Annotated in this window: 23 protein-coding genes and 3 pseudogenes; 17 read left to right on the plus strand and 9 right to left on the minus strand. The window is 52.1% G+C overall.

Annotated elements, in window-relative coordinates:
• Positions 1–47: 47 nt before the first annotated feature.
• From istA to BLS62_RS30945, 6 genes and pseudogenes are all read left to right on the plus strand, one after another.
• Complete coding sequence (gene istA, locus BLS62_RS02290) at positions 48–1,301, plus strand: IS21 family transposase (RefSeq protein WP_093176930.1); 1,254 nt, start codon at positions 48–50, stop codon at positions 1,299–1,301.
• Complete coding sequence (gene istB, locus BLS62_RS02295; RefSeq protein WP_093175407.1) at positions 1,298–2,125, plus strand: IS21-like element helper ATPase IstB; 828 nt, start codon at positions 1,298–1,300, stop codon at positions 2,123–2,125. The genes istA and istB overlap by 4 nt, the downstream gene beginning before the upstream one ends.
• A gap of 101 nt (positions 2,126–2,226) precedes the next feature.
• Positions 2,227–3,546 (plus strand): annotated as a pseudogene (ltrA, locus tag BLS62_RS02300) (group II intron reverse transcriptase/maturase); the annotation flags it as partial.
• Positions 3,547–3,613: 67 nt separating this feature from the next.
• On the plus strand, positions 3,614–3,772 hold the full coding sequence (gene tnpB, locus BLS62_RS32745) for an IS66 family insertion sequence element accessory protein TnpB (protein ID WP_143521488.1): 159 nt from the start codon (positions 3,614–3,616) through the stop codon (positions 3,770–3,772).
• 63 nt (positions 3,773–3,835) lie between these two features.
• Complete coding sequence (locus tag BLS62_RS02310; RefSeq protein WP_093176409.1) at positions 3,836–5,476, plus strand: IS66 family transposase; 1,641 nt, start codon at positions 3,836–3,838, stop codon at positions 5,474–5,476.
• 116 nt (positions 5,477–5,592) lie between these two features.
• Positions 5,593–5,859: an integrase core domain-containing protein gene (locus tag BLS62_RS30945; RefSeq protein WP_159436462.1), complete on the plus strand. Its 267-nt coding sequence runs from the start codon at positions 5,593–5,595 to the stop codon at positions 5,857–5,859.
• 30 nt (positions 5,860–5,889) lie between these two features.
• Here BLS62_RS30945 and BLS62_RS02320 read toward each other — a convergent pair whose 3' ends face one another.
• From BLS62_RS02320 to BLS62_RS02360, 9 genes and pseudogenes are all read right to left on the minus strand, one after another.
• A complete protein-coding gene (locus BLS62_RS02320) occupies positions 5,890–7,530 on the minus strand; it encodes an IS66 family transposase (RefSeq protein ID WP_093176417.1) in 1,641 nt (546 codons plus the stop codon).
• Between the two features lie 63 nt (positions 7,531–7,593).
• Entirely contained in the window at positions 7,594–7,752 is a 159-nt protein-coding gene (gene tnpB, locus BLS62_RS02325; RefSeq protein WP_143521489.1) for an IS66 family insertion sequence element accessory protein TnpB, read from the minus strand.
• Positions 7,753–7,819: 67 nt separating this feature from the next.
• Positions 7,820–9,337: a group II intron reverse transcriptase/maturase gene (gene ltrA, locus BLS62_RS02330; protein WP_348271852.1), complete on the minus strand. Its 1,518-nt coding sequence runs from the start codon at positions 9,335–9,337 to the stop codon at positions 7,820–7,822.
• A 614-nt stretch (positions 9,338–9,951) separates the two neighbouring features.
• Entirely contained in the window at positions 9,952–10,215 is a 264-nt protein-coding gene (gene tnpB, locus BLS62_RS02335) for an IS66 family insertion sequence element accessory protein TnpB (RefSeq protein ID WP_093176422.1), read from the minus strand.
• Positions 10,212–10,550, minus strand: a complete 339-nt coding sequence (locus BLS62_RS02340; RefSeq protein ID WP_093176425.1) for a transposase — start codon at positions 10,548–10,550, stop codon at positions 10,212–10,214. Before BLS62_RS02340 ends, tnpB (BLS62_RS02335) begins: the two co-directional genes overlap by 4 nt.
• 42 nt (positions 10,551–10,592) lie before the next feature.
• Positions 10,593–10,799: a transposase domain-containing protein gene (locus BLS62_RS32750; protein WP_348271858.1), complete on the minus strand. Its 207-nt coding sequence runs from the start codon at positions 10,797–10,799 to the stop codon at positions 10,593–10,595.
• Positions 10,788–11,252, minus strand: a pseudogene (locus tag BLS62_RS32505) (transposase); the annotation flags it as partial. The gene BLS62_RS32750 and the pseudogene BLS62_RS32505, both read right to left, overlap by 12 nt.
• 106 nt (positions 11,253–11,358) lie before the next feature.
• On the minus strand, positions 11,359–11,538 hold the full coding sequence (locus BLS62_RS02355) for a hypothetical protein (RefSeq protein WP_093176435.1): 180 nt from the start codon (positions 11,536–11,538) through the stop codon (positions 11,359–11,361).
• A gap of 268 nt (positions 11,539–11,806) precedes the next feature.
• Positions 11,807–12,967: an IS30 family transposase gene (locus BLS62_RS02360; protein ID WP_093176439.1), complete on the minus strand. Its 1,161-nt coding sequence runs from the start codon at positions 12,965–12,967 to the stop codon at positions 11,807–11,809.
• A 372-nt stretch (positions 12,968–13,339) separates the two neighbouring features.
• Between BLS62_RS02360 and BLS62_RS02365 the strand changes: the two genes are divergently transcribed.
• From BLS62_RS02365 to BLS62_RS02415, 11 genes and pseudogenes are all read left to right on the plus strand, one after another.
• Positions 13,340–13,705, plus strand: a complete 366-nt coding sequence (locus tag BLS62_RS02365) for a hypothetical protein (protein WP_093176443.1) — start codon at positions 13,340–13,342, stop codon at positions 13,703–13,705.
• Between the two features lie 1,175 nt (positions 13,706–14,880).
• Positions 14,881–15,963 (plus strand): ABC transporter ATP-binding protein, encoded by a 1,083-nt coding sequence (locus BLS62_RS02370; protein WP_093176448.1) that lies wholly within the window; start codon positions 14,881–14,883, stop codon positions 15,961–15,963.
• Between the two features lie 10 nt (positions 15,964–15,973).
• Complete coding sequence (locus BLS62_RS02375) at positions 15,974–17,053, plus strand: ABC transporter ATP-binding protein (RefSeq protein WP_093176453.1); 1,080 nt, start codon at positions 15,974–15,976, stop codon at positions 17,051–17,053.
• Positions 17,054–17,056: 3 nt separating this feature from the next.
• Positions 17,057–17,944 (plus strand): carbohydrate ABC transporter permease, encoded by an 888-nt coding sequence (locus BLS62_RS02380; protein WP_093176456.1) that lies wholly within the window; start codon positions 17,057–17,059, stop codon positions 17,942–17,944.
• Positions 17,945–17,949: 5 nt separating this feature from the next.
• On the plus strand, positions 17,950–18,846 hold the full coding sequence (locus BLS62_RS02385) for a carbohydrate ABC transporter permease (protein WP_208990644.1): 897 nt from the start codon (positions 17,950–17,952) through the stop codon (positions 18,844–18,846).
• A gap of 24 nt (positions 18,847–18,870) precedes the next feature.
• Positions 18,871–19,152: a DUF2160 domain-containing protein gene (locus tag BLS62_RS02390; protein ID WP_208990645.1), complete on the plus strand. Its 282-nt coding sequence runs from the start codon at positions 18,871–18,873 to the stop codon at positions 19,150–19,152.
• 73 nt (positions 19,153–19,225) lie between these two features.
• Positions 19,226–20,944, plus strand: coding sequence for an ABC transporter substrate-binding protein (locus BLS62_RS02395; protein ID WP_093176460.1), 1,719 nt, complete (start codon positions 19,226–19,228; stop codon positions 20,942–20,944).
• A 135-nt stretch (positions 20,945–21,079) separates the two neighbouring features.
• Positions 21,080–21,253: a hypothetical protein gene (locus BLS62_RS30950; protein WP_159436463.1), complete on the plus strand. Its 174-nt coding sequence runs from the start codon at positions 21,080–21,082 to the stop codon at positions 21,251–21,253.
• Positions 21,254–21,317: 64 nt separating this feature from the next.
• Positions 21,318–21,881 carry an amidase family protein gene (locus BLS62_RS02405; protein ID WP_208990646.1) on the plus strand — a complete coding sequence of 188 codons (564 nt, stop codon included), beginning with the start codon at positions 21,318–21,320 and terminating at the stop codon, positions 21,879–21,881.
• A gap of 46 nt (positions 21,882–21,927) precedes the next feature.
• The gene (locus BLS62_RS02410; RefSeq protein WP_093176470.1) at positions 21,928–23,187 is read left to right on the plus strand and encodes an IS256 family transposase; all 1,260 of its coding nucleotides are present in this window, start codon (positions 21,928–21,930) and stop codon (positions 23,185–23,187) included.
• A 41-nt stretch (positions 23,188–23,228) separates the two neighbouring features.
• Positions 23,229–23,981 (plus strand): annotated as a pseudogene (locus BLS62_RS02415) (amidase family protein); the annotation flags it as partial.
• Position 23,982 lies beyond the last annotated feature (1 nt).

Genomic DNA, 23,982 nt, shown 5'->3' on the forward strand with positions numbered 1-23,982 from the left:
GCCAAACTCTCCTCTACGTTCCTGTTGGAAAGAAGGGGTGTGGAGGAGTGGTCAATCTAGGGAAGATCGTAATGATCCATAATTTGAAGCAGCAGGGACTGTCTGTAAGTGCCATAGCGCGCAAAGCCGGGCTGGATAGAAAGACGGTCAGCAAATACTTACACCAAGGCCTTGAAGCTCCTGTCTACGGCCCCCGCCAGCGTGACGGGCGTGTACTGGAGGAATACAAAGGCTATTTACTTGAGCGACTGGAGCGGTTTCCCGGTCTATCTGCCCGGCGCTTGCTTCGTGAGCTGAAGACACTGGGGTTTAAGGGCGGTTACTCCACTGTAACGGAATATCTTCGCCTGATCCGTCCAGCTCCTCCGCATGCATTTGAACGGCGCTTTGAGACAGCACCAGGCCAGCAGGCACAGGTAGATTTTGCTGAGTTTCAGGTGGAGTTCACCAGTGAACCAGATGTGGTGCGAAAAGTCTTTTTGTTTTCAATGGTGCTGAGTAATTCACGGTTTTTGTGGGGGCGCTATTGTGCCAATCAAAAACTAGAGACAGTCCTGCGTTGTCATATCGCGGCCTTTGAGGTCTTCGGCGGAGCGACACTGGAAGTCCTGTATGATCGCATGAAGACAGCCGTTCTGGGAGAGGAGCCAGATGGCACTGTTCTTTTTAATCCTGCTCTTGTCGCTCTTCTGGACCATTATGGCGCTCAGCCGGATGCCTGCCAGCCCTACCGGGCCAAAACCAAGGGCAAGGTGGAGCGGCCATTTCGTTACATCCGGCAGGATTTCTTCCTTGGTCGTACGTTCCGCGATCTGGACGATCTTAATGCCCAGTTCACACGCTGGTGCAAGGAAATTGCCAATGCCCGTGTTCATGCCACCACCAACCGTGTGGTGGGCGAGGTCTTTGGAGAGGAACAGCCCGCTCTGATCCCTTTGCCAGCGCACCCTTATGATGCTGTTTTACTGGTGGAGCGGCGGGTCACGCGTGATGGCATGGTCTCCGTTGGAGGTAATCTTTATTCAGTGCCGGACACCGTTAAGAAACGGATGGTCGAAGTCCAGCATCACCCGCAAGAGGTGCGCATCTATGAAAACGGTCAGCTCATCGCCACCCATCCGGTCATGGAGGGAAAGAACCAGCGCCGGGTTGATCCATGCCATCGCAAGGCTCCTCCACGGGCAACACAGCGCCGTCGTCTGGCTGCGGAGCCAACCAAACACAGCGGTGTAAACCAACGCCCACTGGAGTTCTATGAAGCGGTAGGCCAACGACTTGCCAGTACTGGAGGTAAGCCATGAGTTCGCTCAGTAAACGCATTCAGTCTTCACTGGTAGGCTTAAAAATGCCGCGGGCTTTAGAGGTGCTCGACCACACGCTGAGCCAATTGGAACAAGGGGAACTCACGGCACTGGAGGCCCTGGATTCTCTGCTCAATGAAGAATATTCAACACGCGAGGGCCGCCGTATCGGCGTCGCCCTGACGACAGCGCGGCTTACTCCGATAAAAACACTGGAAAGCTTCGACTTTACCTTCCAGCCCTCGCTGGACAGGGATCGCATCATGGCTCTAGCCGAACTGGAGTTCATCACTCGCAATGAAGTGGTACACTTTCTCGGTCCACCTGGTACAGGAAAGAGCCATCTGGCAACTGCTCTTGGGGTTGCAGCCGTTAAAGCGGGTAAACGGGTGTATCGCATTGCTTTAGCTCACCTCATCGAAGCCTTGGCAAAAGCTGAAAAAGAAGGGCGGTTGACTGAGAAACTACGCTTCTTTGCACGAACTTCACTGCTAATCGTCGATGAAATCGGTTATCTGCCAATTACCAATGGGGGAGCAAACTTGTTCTTCCAGCTCGTCAATGCCAAATATGAAAAGGGATCCATGATCCTCACCTCAAACCGTGGCTTTGCGGAATGGGGGGAGATCTTTGGTGATCGCGTTATTGCCACAGCCCTTCTCGATCGGCTTTTGCATCATGCCGTCGTCATCCAGATCGAAGGTGCTAGTTATCGGTTGCGCAGCCATGCGGACCTCATGCCAGAGCACGTACGGGCTAACGCTTCAATAGCTCCACCTCCACCACCAAAACGACGCGGCAGGCCACCCAAAAAGGAGAGTTAGACCCACAGACAAGGCTGGTCACCAAATACTCAAACTGAGGACTTTCCGTCCAGCACATGTGGGGAAATTTGACTCAGCATTGACACCGACAAAATGAGGAGGAACTCCTTGCGACGTTGGGGCGATCTCTGCTGGATGGGACCTATGCGCCCGCTCCAACACGACGCGTCTACATCCCGAAAGGGAACGGAAAGCTGAGACCGTTGGGAATACCGACACTGACGGATCGCATAGTACAGCGCGCCATGCTGATGGTGATGGAGCCGATTTGGGAAAGCGACTTCAGTCCTTACTCATATGGTTTCAGGCCACAGCGTAGCGTGCACCACGCGATCCGGGCCGTTTTGATGCAGACAACGGATGGCAGGAACACAAAGGGTCGCTGGGTGATCGAAGGTGATCTAGCAAGCTACTTTGATACTGTCCATCACCGCAAGCTGCTCTCGTGTGTGCGCAAGCGCATCCGGGACAAACGGTTTATCGCACTGCTCTGGAGGCTTTTGAAGGCAGGTCACATCGATAAAGGCCTCTTCTGCGCCGCCAGCAAGGGCGTTCCTCAAGGCGGGGTTCTTTCTCCGCTTCTGTCCAACATTATGCTCAATGAGTTTGATCGTTGGATGGATGAGAAATTCCTTGGAAAAGCAGCGCGCAACAAACGTCGTGGTTGGAATGAGAGCGTCAGAAAAGCCAGCCCTGTGGCGGTTCGTGAGAACCGCTGTCGCAGACCGGCAGTGTCCTATTGCCGTTATGCCGATGACTTTGTTGTCATCGTCAAAGGCACGAAGGCACAGGCGCTCGCGGTACGCGAGGAATGCCGAGCATTCCTGGAAGGCGATCTGGCATTGACGTTAAACATGGAGAAAACCCATGTCACTCATGTTAATGATGGGTTTGTCTTTCTCGGTCACCGGATCATTCGCAAACGCGGTCCCCGTGGCGTGATGCGGCCAGTAACGACCATTCCCCGAGAGAAAACCAGCGGTTTCAAACATCGACTGGTTAAGGCTCTTAGCGGCGACCACAATACGCCCCATACCGACATGATTAAGCGGCTAAACCGCCAACTCATGGGTTGGGCAAACTTCTATCAGTTCACCGATTACACATCCAAGGTCTTCCAGCACGTCGATACCGTCGTGTTCTGGAAAATGGCACATTGGCTGGGGCGCAAGTATCGCTCGCGCATCTCTCGTCTGATGCGAAAGTGGTTCGCGCGGCCGTATGGCTTAAAAGCCAAGACATGGATGGTGCACTCGATGACGAAAGAAGGAGTACGCGTTTCAAGCATCTTGTACCGGCTAACCAATCATCAGCGCGGGCAATTCCGCTGGAAGACACCACGTTCAAATCCTTATCTTCGGGAAAAGAACGAGGCTCCTTTCTACGAAACGCACTATCGTGGTCTCGTGCTGGCTTTCTAGCCAAGCTTGAATGGAGAGCCGTATGCGGTGAAAGCCGCACGTACGGTTCGGAGGGGAGAAACGTCAGCTGTGGCTGACGTCTCTTACCCTACAAACAGGCCGGTTCCCGTGGCCTTCGCCAGTCGATGGCTCAGCCCGACTTACTTCAGCACAGCTGGCCATGCTGTGGGAAGGGATGGACTGGAGACGCCCAAGCTGGGGAGCTCCGCCCGCTCGAATGGGGTGAATATCTTTGGTTTTGAATAGGACATTGCTTTGAGATTGGAGTTACACGAGGTAAAATACCCATATGAACCAGTCTCTTAACTCCCTTCCTAATGACCCTGCTTTGCTCAAGGCATTGCTGTTGTCCGCCCAAAGTGAGATTGAAGCTTTAAGCGGTAAGGTTGAGAGTTTACAAGCTAATGAGCAAGCCCATCTGGTTCTGATCACATCGTTCAAACAGGCTTTGGCCAAGTTGCGCAGGCAGCGCTTTGGCGCATCTTCAGAAAAGATCGACCGCGAGATTGCCCAGCTTGAACTGGCGTTGGAAAACCTGGAGGTTGCCCACCCATGCCAGGAGCCGGAAGGTGAACGGTTGCCCGTGCCCGAACTGGCCACCTCCGCACTTGAAAAGCCACCCAAACCGGCCCGCGGCAAACCTCGGGTGAGCAGCGATGTGGACCGCGAGCGCGTTACTCTGCAATCACCAGTAGCGTGCCCCGATTGTGGTGGCAAGCTGCGGCTCATCGGGGAGGATGTGTCTGAACTGGTGGAGTTCATCACCGCAAAACTGAAGGTGATTGAAACAGCAAGGCCCAAGACGTCCTGCCGGGTGTGCGAGAAAATCGTGCAAGCTCCAGCACCAACCCGGCCCATTGAAAAATCCAGTGCCGGAGCCAGCTTACTGGCGCATATTCTGATCTCCAAGTTCGATGATCATTTGCCGCTATACCGTCAAAACGAGATCTTTGCCCGGCACGGCATTGATATTCCCCGCTCTACTTTGTCGGACTGGTGCGGGCTTGCCATGAAAACACTGGCTCCGCTGACCGAACTGCTTAAAGTTGAGGTGATGCTCTCAGATCGCCTGCACACCGATGACACGCCCATTGATGTACTGGGTCGTCAGTTCAAGACGGTGAGCGGTTCCGGCAAAGCTTCGAGGCAGGGCCGGATCTGGACCTATGTGCGCGATGATCGCCCCTTCGCAGGAGAGGCCCCGCCTATTGCTGCCTATTGGTTCTCCGCAAATCGCAAGGCTGACAATCCACGATCCCACCTCAAAGAGTTTTCCGGCATTCTGCAGGCCGATGCCTATGCTGGCTACAAGCAACTTTATGACAGCGGGGACATTAAAGAAGCCGCCTGCTGGGCGCATTGGCGCCGCGACTTCCATGATATCTTCACCGCCACCAAATCAGAACTGGCCAGATACGCACTGGAGCAGATCGGCAAACTTTATGACATCGAACGCCAGATCAGCGGAAAACCACCAGACCAGCGGCATGAGGTACGGCAGAAGCACAGTAAACCCATCGCTCAGGCCTTCAAGGCCTGGTGTGAAGCTCAGCTTGCCCGCATCTCAGGCAAATCACCGCTGGCCAAAGCCATCCGCTATGGCCTCTCCCGCTGGCACGCCTTCACCTTGTTTCTCGACGAGGGCCGTGTCGCGATCGATAACAATGCAGCTGAGCGCGCAGTCAGACCCATCGCACTGGGCCGTAAGAACTTCTTATTTGCTGGATCAATGGCGGGCGGAGAAACTCTAGCCGACGCCATGACGCTGATTGAAACTGCAAAGATGAATGGCCTTAACCCGCAAATGTATCTGACCGACATCCTAGCCTGCATCAACGATCACAAAATCAACCGCCTCCACGAGCTCCTACCATGGAACTGGAAGCTGGACGCAAAATCACAGCCGCAAGCCCAAATCCTGGCGCCTTGAGCGGACGGTTACGTTTATGTGGTGATGCAGCCCAACGAAACTCGCCGCTCAACCGCAGCGTTTCTCATAAATGCTCTTCGTTGTTTCAAGCAACAAGCGTAACTGTGGAGAGATTAATGACAGACGACGGGCCCAGCTACACTGTTCACGAAAGCCTTGCCTCTATTGAACATTATGTACATCCGCACACACCAACAACAAATGGTAAGGCTGAACGTTTCATCCAGATTATACTTCGCGAATGGGCACGAGCCATACCCTTCAAATCATCAAAAGCAAGGAAGGCTGCCCCACCAAGATGGCTGGACCCGTACATTACCCAGCGCCCCCAACTCAGGCTCTCAACGGAACAACGTGATCAGAATCCACACATAGTGTATTGAAGAACCGACCTATTTAACGTAACCGTCCGCTCAAGGCGCCAAGGTTTGGGCTTGCCGCTGTGATTTTGCGTCCAGCTTCCAGTTCCATGGCAGGAGCTCGTGGAGGCGGTTGATCATGTGATCGTTGATGCGGGCTAGGATGTCGGTCAGATAGATTTGTGGGTTAAGGCCATTCATCTTTGCAGTTTCAATCAGCGTCATGGCGTCGGCTAGAGTTTCTCCGCCCGCCATTGATCCAGCAAATAAGAAGTTCTTACGGCCCAGAGCAATAGGTCTGACTGCGCGCTCAGCAGCGTTGTTATCGATCGCGACACGGCCCTCGTCGAGGAACAGGGTGAAGGCGTGCCAGCGGGAAAGGCCATAGCGGATAGCTCTGGCAAGGTTGGATTTGCCTGAGACGCGAGTAAGTTGAGCTTCACACCAGGCCTTGAAGGCCTGAGCGATGGGTTTACTGTGCTTCTGCCGTACCTCATGCCGCTGGTCTGGTGGTTTTCCGCTGATCTGGCGCTCGATGTCATAAAGCTTACCAATCTGTTCTAACGCGTATCTGGCCAGTTCTGATTTGGTGGCGGTGAAGATATCATGGAAGTCGCGACGCCAATGTGCCCAGCAGGCGGCTTCCTTTATCTTGCCCACCTCGTAAAGCTGCCTGTAGCCGGCATAGGCATCGGCCTGCAGGATTCCGGAGAACTCTTTAAGGTGATCCACCGGGTTTACGGCCTTGCGATCGGCTGAGAACCAATAGGCCGCGATAGGCGGGGCTTCTCCTGCGAAGGGACGATCATCGCGTACATAGGTCCAGATCCGGCCCTGCCTTGAAGCTTTGCCGGGACCGCTCGCCGCCTTGAACTGACGCCCCAGTACATCAATGGGTGTGTCATCGGTGTGTAGGCGATCTGAGAGCATCACCTCAGCTTTAAGCAGTTCGGTTAGCGGGGCCAGCGTTTTCATGGCAAGCCCGCACCAGTCCGACAAAGTAGAGCGGGGAATATCAATGCCGTGCCGGGCAAGGATCTCGTTTTGACGGTATAGCGGCAAATGATCATCGAACTTGGAGACCAGAATATGCGCCAGTAAGCTGGCTCCGGCACTGGATTTTTCAATAGGCCGGGTTGGCGCTGGAGCTTGCACGATTTTCTCGCACACCCGACAGGATTTCTTGGGCCTTGCTGTTTCAATCACCTTCAGTTTTGCGGTGATGAACTCCACCAGCTCAGATACATCCTCCCCGATGAGCCGCAGCTTGCCACCACACTCGGGGCACGCTTCTGGTGATTGCAGAGTAACGCGCTCGCGGTCCACATCGCTGCTCACCCGAGGTTTGCCGCGGGTTGGTTTGGGTGGTTTTTCAAGTGCGGAGGTGGCCAGTTCGGGCACGGGTAACCGCTCACCTTCCGGCTCCTGGCATGGGTGGGCAACCTCCAGGTTTTCCAACGCCAGTTCAAGCTGCGCAATCTCGCGGTCGATCTTTTCTGAAGATGCGCCAAAGCGTTGCCTGCGCAACTTAGCCAAAGCTTGTTTGAGTGATGCAATCAGAACCAGATGGGCTTGCTCATTAGCTTGTAAACTCTCAACCTTACCGCTTAAAGCTTCAATCTCACTTTGGGCGGACAACAGCAATGCCTTGAGCAAAGCAGGGTCATTAGGAAGGGGGTTAAGAGATTGGTTCATATGGGTATTTTACCTCATATATCTCCGATATCAAAGCAATGCCTTATTCAAAACCAAAGATATTCACCCCATTCGAGCGGGCGGAGCTCCCCAGCTTGGGCGTCTCCAGTCCATCCCTTCCCACAGCATGGCCAGCTGTGCTGAGGTCAATCTGGCTGAGCCATCGACTGGTGAAGGCCACGGGAACCGGCCCTTTTGTAGGGTAAGAGACGTCAGCCACAGCTGACGTTTCTCCCCTCCGAACCGTACGTGCGGCTTTCACCGCATACGGCTCTCCATTCAAGCTTGGCTAGAAAGCCAGCACGAGACCACGATAGTGCGTTTCGTAGAAAGGAGCCTCGTTCTTTTCCCGAAGATAAGGATTTGAACGTGGTGTCTTCCAGCGGAATTGCCCGCGCTGATGATTGGTTAGCCGGTACAAGATGCTTGAAACGCGTACTCCTTCTTTCGTCATCGAGTGCACCATCCATGTCTTGGCTTTTAAGCCATACGGCCGCGCGAACCACTTTCGCATCAGACGAGAGATGCGCGAGCGATACTTGCGCCCCAGCCAATGTGCCATTTTCCAGAACACGACGGTATCGACGTGCTGGAAGACCTTGGATGTGTAATCGGTGAACTGATAGAAGTTTGCCCAACCCATGAGTTGGCGGTTTAGCCGCTTAATCATGTCGGTATGGGGCGTATTGTGGTCGCCGCTAAGAGCCTTAACCAGTCGATGTTTGAAACCGCTGGTTTTCTCTCGGGGAATGGTCGTTACTGGCCGCATCACGCCACGGGGACCGCGTTTGCGAATGATCCGGTGACCGAGAAAGACAAACCCATCATTAACATGAGTGACATGGGTTTTCTCCATGTTTAACGTCAATGCCAGATCGCCTTCCAGGAATGCTCGGCATTCCTCGCGTACCGCGAGCGCCTGTGCCTTCGTGCCTTTGACGATGACAACAAAGTCATCGGCATAACGGCAATAGGACACTGCCGGTCTGCGACAGCGGTTCTCACGAACCGCCACAGGGCTGGCTTTTCTGACGCTCTCATTCCAACCACGACGTTTGTTGCGCGCTGCTTTTCCAAGGAATTTCTCATCCATCCAACGATCAAACTCATTGAGCATAATGTTGGACAGAAGCGGAGAAAGAACCCCGCCTTGAGGAACGCCCTTGCTGGCGGCGCAGAAGAGGCCTTTATCGATGTGACCTGCCTTCAAAAGCCTCCAGAGCAGTGCGATAAACCGTTTGTCCCGGATGCGCTTGCGCACACACGAGAGCAGCTTGCGGTGATGGACAGTATCAAAGTAGCTTGCTAGATCACCTTCGATCACCCAGCGACCCTTTGTGTTCCTGCCATCCGTTGTCTGCATCAAAACGGCCCGGATCGCGTGGTGCACGCTACGCTGTGGCCTGAAACCATATGAGTAAGGACTGAAGTCGCTTTCCCAAATCGGCTCCATCACCATCAGCATGGCGCGCTGTACTATGCGATCCGTCAGTGTCGGTATTCCCAACGGTCTCAGCTTTCCGTTCCCTTTCGGGATGTAGACGCGTCGTGTTGGAGCGGGCGCATAGGTCCCATCCAGCAGAGATCGCCCCAACGTCGCAAGGAGTTCCTCCTCATTTTGTCGGAAACGATCTCGGTCCACGCCATCTACGCCCGGGGTCTTTGCGCCGCTCGACGCCAAGGCAACCCGGGCAGCCTCAGTCAGCCAAGTCCGATCGGCAATTAAGCGTAAGAGGCGATCAAATCTTCTGGTTCGCTCGTCCTGCGCCCATTTCGCAAGCTTGTGTTGCATGTCGCTGATTATCAAAGGTCTTCACCTCGTTGTGGTCAGTTAATGTGCAGCCCTAAGCAGCTTGAACTGTTCCCCTTCGCCATGTGACAGGCTTTCCCTATCTCGGACTACTACGGGAACTCCGCCAGCGTGGCCGTCATCGGGGTGAACTCCCTTGCGAGTATTAAATATACCAACCTCATTCGGCACACGCCTTCCCTCGTTCCTATGTTGGACTTAAAGCGTATTGGTTAGGCTGCCGGCCGTAGTCTTTTCCCTTGCGTCCCGCAAGTCGGCATCGGCCATCGCCAACAAACTGCATAAGTTGACGACACCCTCGAAAGCGTTTCTGGAGTACGCTGTCGGTTTGCGCGCTTCCGGTCATGAAATCCATGGCGCGACCGATGTTCCGCCTGTTAAGCCATGTAGGCGGAGGCTACAATTCAGCCCCTCAGATACGGTTTAGCCGGTTCGTGTTCCTCAACCTTCCAATACTCAGCCTGAAGATGGGTCTTGACTTAATGGCTTCGTCGCACATCTCTTTATCCCACGGGCTACGTCACCTTGCCAGTTCACGACAAATCACCGCCGCTTCGGCTCTCGCCCTTTCGCAGTAAAGGACGGTCTGTTAAAGGAAACCCCTCCTTTCACTAGAATTCCAAACATAAGCGCCCCGGTCGAAACCAGGTTCGAGGCGCACCCAGTACCTTGTAGTAAAGGCAAAAACCCTGACCATCCCAATAGAGCAGTTTGATCCGGTCGCCGCGCCGCCCGCGAAACGCAAACACGGCGCCATTTGCAGGGCGCTGGCGTAATTCCGTCTCCGCCAAAGCGGTCAGACCCGCAATGCCCTTGCGCATATCCGTCACACCGCACGCAAGATAAACCCGCACACCTGTTCCCGGGCCGATCATGTCGCTTCCACCAGCGCAATAAACCGGCGAACCTGCGCATCACTTAAGTCACTGGAAACCCTCAGGCTGCGACCGTTCCCGAGCCCAACCTCAATAACAACTGGTCCTGATGGTTCAGGATCAGTAACAACAACAGGCACAAGAAGGGGACCCTGCGGGTCTTCGCTTGTGTTGCTGTCGCCGTACTTAGCCATCCATCGCTTCAGCAAGCACCGGCTGACACCATGGCTCTGCGCAACACCGAACAGCGTTGCTCCATCAACCCCAACTTGCGCGGTGATTGCCGCCTTTTCTACCCGTGTCCACGACCGCCGTGGCTTCGATCCTTCCAACAATGACTTACCTCCTCAGCTAGAACTGAAGAAGAAAATACTCAATCAAATGCAATCAAGTAAGACGGTCATGAGCGGACGGTTACTATTTAACTTGGGTCGCTTCAGTTGCGTTGTTTTTGCAGCGTAACACCATGGCGTGAGATCGTTGATGCAATTGATCTTGTGGTCGACAATTTGAGCCAGCACCCAAGTGAGCTCGGCTTGCGGGCCGACGTTGTTGAGCTTGGCCGCATTGTTGTCCAGCTCCAGATGACCGTTATTAAGATAAGGTCGCGCCTTTGGCATGCGAGTGAGCGCATAGCGGATTGCTCTGGCTAAAGGGGACTTACCGGATATTCTGGAAAGCAGAGCGTGCTACCATTCTTCCAGATCCTCGAATACGGGTTTGGCATGGACTTGCCTGAGGTTCACACGCTCTGACGGCGGCTTCCCACGGACCTGTTTCTCGATTACATAAAGCATTGCAATCTGCTGGATGGCCTCACCGACAATACGTGAGCTTTGTGAGGCATGAACATCAACGAACTTGCGTCTGATACGCGCCATACAAGCAATTTTTCTGACCTTGTCTTCCCCGAATGGCCCCTTGAAGCAAGCATGGCCACCAACGTAGATCCAGCCTTTTGCCAGTTCAAGGTGCTTGCAGGATAATTGTGCCCCGCGGAAGTAGTGCTGCGTGAAAATGAAAAACTTGCGACACAACCCGGATAGGAGGCGTTTGCATTAAGAACATTGAGGTCGGCGTTAAGTACCAACCAAGCGCACACCGGCATAAAAGCATCTTTTGTGATGAACTGAGTATAAGGAATCAGCGCATTTTTTGAATCTTTAGTTTGTCTAGCTTTGCTCTATTCTTAGTTGATTCTTCAGAACGTGTGAGAGATTTGGCTATGGCCTTTAAACTCATCCCCTTTGTCACCAGCATATGCAGCTTCTGAATTTCTTCATGTGTCCACGCTTGGCGGTGGCGTTCAAAACGGTCTGTCATTGATTTCGTCTACCTTATCATTGTATCGAAGCCAACATAAAGCATTGTCGCGCTGATAACGCCAGTACAATGGAAAAACGATCAACGGGGGTGTCTGGCGTCAGCGCTTAAAAGCTACAAAAGTGACCAAAATTGAGAACAATTATAGAACATGCCGAGCAGCTGTCGTTGGTTACGCGGAGTATGAACTGGTAAGACGCGGACCTATGCAACAAGTGCGAAGAGTAGAGCGCGCAAAAGCCTACGCTCAGCGCGAAGGGCGGTGGATTCAACTGGTCGCGGCAACACACTGTGAGAACTTCTCAGCTGGGGTTTGATATTGCAAGGCCTTGCGTGGCCGCTCGTTGAGCTGTCTTGCGATTGCATCAAGTTCAGACTGCGTGTGTATAGATAAGTCAGTGCCACGGGGCAAATATTGCCGCAGCAAGCGGTTCGTATTTTCGTTTGATCCGCGTTGCCACGGTGAATGTGGGTCGCAGAAGTATACAGCAACATCCGTTACTAATGTCAGGCTTAGATGATCTGCCATTTCCTTGCCACGATCCCAAGTCAAGGATTTGTACAGCTCTTTTGGCAATTTGTGGGTGTGTTTGATCAACCCGGAGATAACACTGCTCGTGTCTTTGTTGGCAACCTTGATCAACATGACATAGCGTGTTTGCCGCTCAACAAGAGTGGCAATATAGCTATTCTTGGATCCTCCGATCAGATCGCCTTCCCAATGCCCCGGTATTGCACGGTCTTCGACGCAAGCGGGCCTTTTGCTGATCGAAACGGCATCCTTAATTTGGCCTAGGCTATTTCGTTTGAGGCTTGCATATCTGGACCGGCGTATCGTGCGTTTAGCACGCAGATGGTCCAGCAGTTCTTTCTTCAATACGCCGCGGGCCTGTATGTAAAGGCTTCGATATATCGTCTCGTGGGACACCTGCTTTTTTACGTCTCCTGGAAAGCTACGTTTGAGCCAGCCGGCAATCTGTTCTGGAGACCACTTGCTGCGCAGCTTCACCGATACTGCCTGGCTCAAAGATGGATAGCAAGCCAGTTTGCATGTCTTGGGCCGTAGAGCGCGGTCCCAGGCAGCCTGATCAGCCGCTGCTGCGCGATAAGCGACCCGACCACCATTTCGCTGCACCTCGCGACTGATCGTAGACGGGGTACGGCTCAACTGGCGAGCTATAGATCGTAAAGATGCGTTGATGCTGAGGCCTCGCGATATCTCCTCACGTTCTTTCAAGCTCAGCGCCAGCTTACCACGATGCCGATCAGAAGGGCGGATGCCTCCGGTCGGAGAAATGACAGAAAACACCGAGGAGGAGTGCCGGTCAAACACACGGCCAATCGAACTCATCGATTCTCCCCGCTGCCATCGATCCCAAATCTCGGCTCGCTGTGCGGCAGAATAGTAAATACGGCAGCGATACGTCATGTCGAACACTCCATCTCTATTCAAAGATTAAAGTGTTGCCGCGACCAGTTGAACCCACCGCCAACAACGGACGTTCGGCCCGTTCCATCATGGGTTTCGTCAACTCGCTTAGAAAGCATTACGGGCACATTTTGTGGTGTTCATCATGGGTTATGTAAACACAGCTGCAGGACGTGACGAATGCTTATTGGACCCAGATTTATAGATGCTGCAATACCGCGAGGATGCTGACGTTAGTCGCTTTACTACTCGTGAGAGCTTTGGCTGACTTCCATGTCAATATAGCGATGGTGCCCGTTGATCTATATGAGCACCAAGGAGAACATGCTGGATAGTTGTTTTGAAGATTAGAAGTTGGTTAAGCGATTGAAGATGAAGAAAAAATACTTGGTAGCGATTGCTCTTGTCCTGTTTGTTGGGTTCTTTATTCGCCTGCCGGAAGAGCCAAAAGAATGCAAACCAAACCTGACTGACCTGGAATTGAGGCAGGTGTTGTTGGCTGAAATGAAAGCCCGAAGCATGGATGTAGCAAAGTTGTTTCCGCCTGATGGTTCCAGTTTAAATGTTGGGGAAATGACTGTTCGGCCAGCAGATCATGATCCCAGTGATTACTCGAACTCCGAATGCAATTTGGCAAGGCATGAGGTCCAGTTCGCCTACTCAAACTTTGAGTTTTGGGCGCTAATTGATGGGTGTGGAAACGCGCTCATGGCCGGAAGAGGCCGATATAGATATTAAAGAAAGTTTCAGCCGTGGGATTTTTCCGTCTGAGGCTGAGTGCATCATTTCGTCTTAAAAGTGCACGGGACACTATTTGGTCCAGGAAACTAACTGACTTTAACACTTTATCGCAGATGCAGGCTCTGAAGACATCATCCACTTTGATGGCCGTGTTGCACAACTCGAATTTAGATTGCAGCTTTCCCAAACCCATAAATTCAGGCGTCCTGAAACCCTTTCGAACGGGGGCTGCCCGAGGGACGTTATTTCGCTTAGAACAGCAACGCCAATTTGCGCTTCTATCCTCTGATCTTAAACTTTCTTGAACTCAGCTTGCTCTCAATCACCCGCTTTAAACGATCCATCAGGGTTTCACGTGATGTCGGGACAGTCTCAGTGTCTGTCTGTCTGTCTGTCTGTCTGTCTGTCTGTCTGTCTGTCTGTCTGAGGACTGCCGATTTAGGCGGTGGAATGACAGGTATATTCTGCGTTCCTGCGAAGTTTGTGACAGAACCGTGCGGGATGGCGAGGGATACATAAGAATATACGTGGTTTTATCTAGAATCGTCTCGCAACGACATTCAATTCGTGAAAACAGTTCAAGCAACTAAATATTGCTGAAAATGTTGTGTTTTAGTTCGAATTGTTTCGTCGCGAAAACATTAGCTAGCTTAGAAAAACAAATGTGAGTGAACTAGTCAGTTTTTTCAATGGGTTACTCAGGGGAGGTGAAATGCTTCCCATGTGAGGATAATCCCCAATAATGACCGCACTGGGTGCGTTCTTATCCTAATGGCTAGCGGGTGAGAGCTCAATTTGTTAAATTTCGAATTGACCCTTAAGTGGTTTCGCTTATATTTCGAAATAACGCGATTATGCGCATTAATGACTACAAACGAAAATTGACGTGAGGGATAAGACGTAGTTTAATTTTGGGCTCAATATGAGTTTAGCAGGAAGGTCCATATTTGTGATGCATATTTCACAATGATCACCAGATCATTGCGGGCAAAAGGCAAGGGCAAGCGGTCCAAGACGAACGGGAACACTCTGGAAGTGTTCATACTCAATCGGGCGGTCTCATTAAGAAGATCCGTATGTCGACTTACAATCAGAATTGAATAGGTGCCGCAGTGCAAGCGGTGTGCATCTGCAGAAAGCTGATGGGATGCTTTTTGTTCCGGGAGGACAATATGCTTGAATTAAAAAACGTCAGCAAACAGGTTGACGGCGTGGACCACATTCGTGATGTATCATTGCGATTGGAAAGTGGCTCTTTGAATGTTTTGTTGGGGCCTACACTCTCAGGCAAAACAACTCTGATGCGTTTGATGGCTGGCCTTGATAAGTCCACATCCGGTCAGGTGTTGGTCAACGGTCAGGATATGACTGGCGTTTCCGTGCGCAAGCGCGATGTCGCTATGGTGTACCAGCAGTTCATCAACTACCCAGCTCTCAGCGTTTACGAAAACATTGCTTCTCCGCTTCGTGTTGCAGGGCTTAAACGCGCTGATATTGAAAGCCAAGTACGCAAAGCTGCGGACCTGATGAAGCTTTCTCCATACCTTGACCGGCTGCCGCTGAATCTTTCCGGTGGGCAGCAGCAGCGAACCGCGATTGCGCGTGCGCTGGTTAAAGGGGCGCACCTTGTGTTGATGGATGAGCCACTGGCAAACCTTGACTACAAACTGCGTGAAGAACTGCGCGACGAGCTACCGAAGATCTTCTCTGAAAGCGGGGCCGTGTTTGTTTACGCAACAACTGAACCGACGGAAGCGCTTCTGCTTGGTGGCCGCACTGCGACCTTGAGTGAAGGATGCATCTCTCAGTTTGGTGAAACTATTGATGTTTACCGCAATCCGCAGGACATCATTACTGCGCAAACCTTCTCCGATCCGCCATTGAACATTCTTGGTCTGACCAAGACTGGCAGTGAATTCCGCACGTCAAACGGCACTCTCATTCCTGCTTCGGAAGAAGAGAAGCGTTTGCCAGACGGTCACTACAAAGCTGGCTTCCGGCCGCACCATCTCTACCTGCATCGCCAAAGTGCCGAGGCTGTGAGCCTTCCGGCTAAGGTTGATGTTTCCGAGATCACCGGTTCTGAGAGCTTTGTTCATGTGACATGTCTCAACCACCGGTGGGTTGCGCTGGAACATGGCATTCACAACGTGGAAGTCGACGCCGAGATTGAAGTGTTCGTGGATGCGAAACACTTCATGATTTTTGATGATGAAGGCCGCTCTGTTGCCTCTCTCATGGCTGTAAACGCGTAAGGAGGCGAGCATGGCACGTATTGATCTCGACCACATTCGCCATTCCTATCTGCCGAAGCCCAAAAGTCCGAGTGATTATGCTCTGAAGGAAGTCAATCTGACGTTTGAAGATGGGGGAGCCTATGCGCTTCTCGGCTCTTCCGGCTGTGGTAAGACGACACTTTTGAACATCATCTCCGGTTTGCTTCACCCCTCTGAAGGTGAGTTGCTGTTTGACGGAAAGCGGGTGACGGACCTGTCCACCGAAGCGCGCAACATCGCGCAGGTGTTCCAGTTCCCGGTGGTGTACGACACCATGTCGGTTTACGACAACCTTGCTTTCCCGCTGCGCAACCGCGGTGTTGCTGAGAAAGAGGTTGATGCGAAAGTTACTGAAATCCTTCGCCTCATAGACCTTGAGAGCAAAGCCAAGCGCAAGGCGCAAGGCCTGACTGCGGATGAGAAGCAGAAGATTTCTCTGGGCCGTGGTCTGGTGCGTTCTGATACCAGCGCGATCCTGTTTGATGAGCCACTGACCGTTATCGATCCGCACATGAAGTGGGTTCTGCGCTCTCAGCTCAAACACCTGCACAAGCAGTTTGGCTTTACCATGGTTTACGTGACCCACGACCAGACAGAAGCTCTGACCTTTGCTGATAAGGTTGTGGTCATGTATGGCGGTGAAGTTGTGCAGATCGGAACGCCGGATGAGCTGTTCCGCAAACCACAGCATACGTTTGTTGGGTATTTCATCGGGTCTCCGGGCATGAACATCTTGCCGTGTGAAGTGGATGGTACAATGGCACGCATTGGTGGCCATAGTGTTCCTTTGCCGTGTGGTCTGGACCCTAGAAAGACCGCGCAGAAAACTGAAGTTGGCATTCGCCCGGAATTCGTCAAGCTTGGCGGTGCTGGAGAAGGTCTTCCAATTGAAGTTACTGGTGTTGAAGACATTGGTCGCTACCGCATTTTACGGGGCAAGATGGACGGCGTTGCACTGAATGCAATTGTTGCCGAAGGAATGAGCATTCCGGAAAGTCCAACCGCCATTTTCGATCCAACCCAAACAAACCTTTATGCCGACAGCTGGCTTGTAGGCGAGGAGGCTTGATCCATGGAAAAAACAGTCAACAATAAAGCGTGGTTCATGGTTCTGCCGGTTCTTTTGCTGGTGTCCTTTACCGCTGTTATTCCGCTGATGACCGTGGTGAACTACGCGTTTCAGGATAGCTTTGGGAACAACCAGTTCTTCTGGGTTGGAACTGAATGGTTTACGGACCTTTTGTCCTCTGAACGGTTTCACAATGCGCTTATTCGCAACCTGATCTTCTCCTTCTCAATTCTGGCAATTGAAATTCCACTGGGCATTGGTATTGCGCTTTGCATGCCGAAAAAAGGCTGGGGCGTTCCGGTTTGTCTGGTGTTGATGGCGCTGCCGCTGCTTGTGCCGTGGAACGTTGTGGGGACCATCTGGCAGGTGTTTGGCCGTGCTGATATTGGCCTGCTGGGTTATTTCCTGAACTCCATCGGCATCAACTACAACTATACGCAGGATCCGGTCGCTGCATGGGCAACCGTTATTGTGATGGATGTCTGGCACTGGACAAGCCTTGTTGTGCTGCTGTGTTATGCGGGTCTGGTTTCCATTCCTGAGGCTTACTATCAGGCGGCTCGCATTGATGGCGCATCCCGTTGGGCTGTGTTCCGCTTCATTCAGCTGCCGAAGATGCACAGCGTGCTGCTGATTGCCGTTTTGCTGCGCTTCATGGACAGCTTCATGATCTACACCGAGCCATTCGTGGTCACGGGTGGTGGGCCGGGTAACTCCACGACCTTCCTGAGTATTGACCTTGTGAAGATGGCGATTGGTCAGTTTGATCTTGGACCAGCTGCTGCAATGTCTCTCGTCTACTTCCTCATCATCCTTCTGTTCTCATGGGCGTTCTACACCGTGATGAACAATGCAGGTGGCGAGAAACAACACTACCCAGGTGAGGAGTAAGGTCTATGTCTACAACAACCGGAACTACCGCGATTGACAGTGGTCTTGTTGCAGGTGGACAGGCTCCACGCAGCAAGGCTCGCGCAAAGGCTCGAAGAACAGGAAGCCGTTATTCCTTCCTCGTGCCAACTGTCTACATTACGTTTTTGTTGCTGCCGATCTACTGGCTCTTCAACATGAGTTTGAAGACCAACCAGGAAATCCTCAGCAAGTTCACTCTGTGGCCGGATGAGCCGACCTTTGCGAACTACATGGTGATCTTCACCGATCCAAGCTGGTACAACGGCTACATCAACTCCATCACGTATGTGGCGTTGAATACGGTGATCTCCGTTGCTGTGGCGCTGCCTGCGGCCTATGCGTTCTCTCGCTATAAGTTCGTGGGTGACAAGCACCTGTTCTTCTGGCTGCTGACCAACCGCATGGCGCCTCCAGCAGTGTTCGCGCTGCCGTTCTTCCAGCTTTATTCTGCATTTAACCTGATTGATACGCACATTGCTGTTGCTCTGGCACACTGTCTGTTCAACGTGCCGCTGGCTGTTTGGATCCTTGAAGGCTTCATGTCTGGCGTCCCGAAGGAAATTGACGAGACCGCTTACATTGACGGTTACTCATTCCCGAAATTCTTCCTCAAAATCTTCACTCCACTGATTGCAAGCGGCATCGGTGTGGCTGCGTTCTTCTGCTTCATGTTCTCATGGGTTGAGCTGTTGATTGCTCGGACGCTGACAACAACTGCGGCAAAGCCAATTGCAGCGACGATGACACGGACAATATCAGCCTCTGGCATGGACTGGGGTGTGCTTGCAGCGGCAGGGATCTTAACAATTATTCCAGGTGCCTTGGTTATCTGGTTCGTACGTAACTACATCGCTAAGGGCTTTGCTTTGGGCCGGGTGTAAGAAGGCTGATTAGGAAAAGATCTCATGGAACTTTCTTGGATGGCTTGGACGCAGCCTACGGCGATCTTCTTCATAACGATCGGCCTGCTGATCTCTGGCATGGCAGTTTGGGAATGGCTTGTGCCGGGCGGCGCTCCGCGCAATGGAATTTTGCAGTTTGAAACAACACGCGGCGACCGTTTGTTCGTGACGCTGCTGGGCAGTGCTTTTATCTGCCTGTTTTGGCTTGGGTTTGTTGGCGCAAACCTTTGGTGGGCTCTCTTGGTCTGTGTGGCATACGCGTTTTGCGTTTTCCGCTGGGTTTGAGTTTCGAGCCTTTATCTACGCCAGCCAGTTTGGGAGCTGGCAGCGCAATAATTTATAGTCGGGAGGAATATGCATGAGACGTAATTTGCTAACGTCCGTTGCTTTCGCAACTTTGGTAATGGGTTCCAGTTCTGCATTTGCAGATATGGAAGCTGCGAAAAAGTGGGTGAGCGACGAGTTCCAGCCTTCAACTCTTTCTCAGGAAGAGCAAATGAAGGAAATGGACTGGTTCGTTAAAGCCGCTGAGCCTTTCAAAGGTATGGAAATCAAAGTGGTTTCTGAAACCATTGCGACCCATGAATATGAATCTAAGGTTCTGGCTAAAGCTTTCTTCGAAATCACAGGCATCAAGGTTACTCATGACCTGATTGGTGAAGGTGATGTTGTTGAGAAGCTTCAAACACAGATGCAGTCCGGCGAAAACATCTACGATGCTTACGTCAACGATTCTGATCTGATCGGTACTCACGCTCGCTACAAGCAGGTTCGTAACCTGACTGACTGGATGGCTGGCGATGGTAAAGACGTAACTCTGCCAACCTTGGACGTTGAAGACTTTATCGGTCGCTCGTTCACCACTGGTCCTGATGGCAAGCTGTACCAGCTTCCTACTCAGCAGTTCGCAAACCTTTACTGGTTCCGCTATGACTGGTTCACAAACCCAGAAATCAAAGCTCAGTTTAAAGCTAAGTTCGGCTACGATCTGGGTGTTCCGGTAAACTGGTCCGCTTATGAGGACATCGCTGAGTTCTTCACGAATGATGTGAAAGAAATTGACGGCAAAAAAGTCTACGGTCACATGGATTACGGTAAGAAAGATCCATCACTGGGTTGGCGCTTTACCGATGCATGGCTGTCCATGGCTGGTGCTGGCGATAAGGGTATTCCAAACGGTCTGCCAGTTGACGAATGGGGCATTCGCGTAAACGGTTGTTCCCCAGCTGGTTCTGCTGTTGAACGCGGCGGCGCAACCGATGGTCCTGCTGCTGTTTACTCCATCACCAAATACATTGAATGGCTGAAGAAGTACGCTCCGGCTGAAGCTCCTGGCATGGTGTTTTCTGAGGCTGGTCCAGTTCCAGCGCAGGGTTCCGTTGCTCAGCAGATCTTCTGGTACACTGCCTTCACCGCAGACATGGTGAAAGACGGTATTCCAGTTGTGAATGCAGACGGCACTCCTAAGTGGCGTATGGCTCCTTCTCCCAAGGGTGCTTACTGGGAAGAAGGCATGAAGCTGGGTTACCAGGATGCTGGTTCCTGGACACTCATGAAGTCTACTCCAACTGAAAAAGCAAAGGCAGCTTGGCTCTACGCTCAGTTCACCGTTGCGAAGACAACTTCTTTGAAGAAGTCTCACGTTGGTCTGACTTTTATTCGTGACAGTGACGTTCGTGATGTATCCTTCACAGAACGTGCACCTAAGCTCGGCGGTCTGGTAGAATTTTACCGTTCCCCAGCGCGCGTACAGTGGACACCAACAGGTACCAACGTTCCTGATTATCCAAAGCTGGCTCAGCTGTGGTGGCAGAACATTGGTGATGCGTCTTCAGGTGCAAAAACACCTCAGGAAGCTATGACTGCTCTTGCAGCTGCTCAGGATAAAGTTCTGAGCCGTCTAGAGCGTGCTGGTGTTCAGGGCGAATGTGGTCCTAAACTCAATGAAGTTAAGGATCGCGATTACTGGCTGAACCAGCCGGGCGCGCCTAAAGCGAAACTGGCAAACGAAAAACCAACTCCAATCACCGTTGATTACGACGAGCTGATCAAGAGCTGGGCAGATGCTTCCAAGTAAGCGTCATTTTTCGGGGATACACTTCCAAGACTAAGCGAAAAGCCGGGGCATCTGCTCCGGCTTTTTTGTTTGGGCGATAGAGCATGTCGTGGTGCGCGCACTCATGTGCGAAGCTTGGTTCATAAAGCGGTGATCTTGATCAATAATATTGTTGAGGTACTTGACCTGAAAAATGTCGACAAAGAACCACCTGTAACCAGTGAGGAGCAAGTAAAAGTTGATGTTGGTGACCCTTCCACCCTAATGGGATTGGTCGTAGAACTCTTGTTTTTAAGCCCGCTTTTATCCACCCAACTGCACCACCTTTGACAGCAGCAAATTACTCCCATTAGTATGCGAGCTCTATCAAGCAATTCGCAACCGGAGCACTAGAATGTCGATGACTGAACACTTGGCTGAGCTCTGGGAAAAGCTTGATACTCCTGACTTCAAAAACATCTTCATTGGGCTCAATAAGGAGCAGGTAGAGGCGCTGACTAAGGCAGCTTTAGAGCGCCATAAATTGGGTCAGCGGTTAAGCCCGATTGATGGTGAGTTGGTTGCGATAAAAGGCAATATTGCGCTCAGAGGCCTTCCAACATCTGCTGGGTCTATTGTTTACTCCACCGGAGTTGAGAGTGAGAACGCCCCCGTCGTGCAACGTGTTATAGAGGCTGGCGGAATCCCCATCGGCCCCGCGAACATGACGGAGTTCGCGTTTTCCGGCATAGGCCTGAACCCGCACTACGGCAATGCACCCAATGGAGCGGATCAGTCCAGAGTGCCCGGCGGGTCATCCGCGGGTTGTGCTGCGGCGATCTCCAACGGAATTTGCAATCTGGCAATTGGCAGCGACACCTCCGGGTCCACGCGCGTTCCGGCCGCGTTTCAGGGCACATGCGGATATCGCGAGCTAACGGTGAATCTTGGTGACGGAGTGAATTGCGGCGTATCATAGCAAGTGATTGAGGCTTGCTTTTGACTCCAGAGGAGCTGATACGCCTATGACAGATGATAGTGTTATCCCGCTTGTGCAGCCAGGGGAATTTCAAGATGCACTTACGGAAGTTTTGCGTTCGGGTGCACAGCAACTTTTGCGAGCGGCCATTGAGAGTGAAGTCATGAGCGTGCTTTCGCTTTACTCGGACTTAAAATTACCAGATGGCCGTCAGCGGGTGGTTCGGCATGGGCATTTGCCAGAGCGACAGGTCCAGACTGGCGTTGGGCCAGTCACGGTCAGCAAACCTCGGATCCGGGATCGAGATGAGAATGCAGAAGAGAAAATTCATTACCATTCCAATCTGTTACCTAATTATCTGCGCCGTTCAACCAGTCTTGATGAATTGATCCCAGCGCTCTATTTGCGTGGGGTTTCTACCAATAATGTTCAGCAAGCTTTGAGTGCTTTGTTGGGTGTTGATGCCCCCAACCTTTCACCGGATGTCATCCGCGGCCTTGTCAAAAGCTGGCGATCTTTATGGGAAGAGTGGAAAACCAGAGACCTGTCAGCGCGCAACTACGTTTATATGTGGGCAGATGGCATCTATCTGAAAGCCCGGGGAGAACGGGAAAGTCGCTGTATTCTGGTGTTGATCGGGGCAACACCGGAAGGCAAGAAAGAGCTGATTGGCTTTGATGATGGCTACCGGGAAGATACTCAGAGCTGGCGGGAGCTACTGCTTGCTCTCAAAGCTCGCGGCTTGCAGATCGAACCGAAGTTGGCTGTCGGTGATGGTGCTCTGGGTTTCTGGGCGGCATTGCGGGAAGTCTTTAGCACAACAAAAGCTCAACGCTGCTGGGTCCACAAGACAATGAATGTCTTAAGCAAAATGCCTAAATCCTTGCAGGCCAAAGCAAAGAAAGATCTACAGGATATCTGGATGGCAGAGAACCGCGTAGATGCTGAGACGGCTTTTGATCTTTTCATAGAGAAATTTGAGGCCAAATACCCCAAAGCCACGCAATGCCTTGCCAAGGATAGGATCGAACTGTTGGCTTTTTATGACTTTCCTGCTGAGCATTGGGGGCATATCAGAACCACCAATCCAATTGAATCAACCTTTGCGACTGTGCGCCACAGAACAAGGCAGACCAAGAACTGCCTCTCCCGGGATACTGCAATGCCAATGGTCTTCATGCTGATCAAGGCAGCGGAGAAGCGCTGGCAGAAATTGAGAGGCAAAAATCAATTGCCTAAGATAATACAGGGTGTCATCTTCAAAAATGGCATCGAGAGTGATGCAAACCAAAATCACGCCGCCTGAAACCCATCACCAACTTTTGCGGTTAGCTCGGATATCGCGCAACAATGGGCCGTTACCCTATGGAGGGCGTGGTTCCACTGGCAGCGAGCCTTGATGTGCTTGGCCCTATGGCGCGAGATGTGGATGGCATTCGTGCACTGGACGCGATTATGCACGGTGGTATTACCGAGAATGCTGAACTGGAAAACGCTCAGGTTCGACTTGTTCTGCCAAAGCTTGATGGGTTTGGTGTTTCACCGGAAGTCATGGAGATGTTCGAGCGTTGTGCAGACGGGCTGTCGGCCTCTGGCATTCATGTAGATCGAAGAGACATCAGCGCATTGATGAATACTCATCAGCTTTTTAGTGAGCATGGTACCCTTGTCAGCACAGAAGCAAGAGAACAGATTTGCAAACTTGCAGACCTGAGCAATCCGGAAATTGACCCGCAAATTCGAGCCCGTCTCGAATACGCAATGCCAATGACACTTGGAGAAGTTGCTTACTTGCGAAAGCTCCGTTCTGTCCTACAGGCAGAGATGGCTGCACAGTTGAAGGGAGAGCTTTTGCTCATGCCGACTGTTCCAGATCTTCCGCCGCTGGTTGAAACCGTTGCACATGATACAGCTGCCTTTCAAAAGGCAAACGCTGTGTCCTTGAGATTGACGATGATGACTGCTTTTTTGAACATGCCATCTCTGGCCCTGCCGGTTGATCGCGCCAAGCCATCCCACAGCGTTTCTGTTTGCGGTGTTGCACTTCAGGATGAGGCAGTGCTGGCGGCAGGCAAGAGGATTGAAAGCGCGCTGCGATGAT

The sequence above is a fragment of the Pseudovibrio sp. Tun.PSC04-5.I4 genome (genome assembly GCF_900104145.1).
Classification (GTDB): domain Bacteria; phylum Pseudomonadota; class Alphaproteobacteria; order Rhizobiales; family Stappiaceae; genus Pseudovibrio.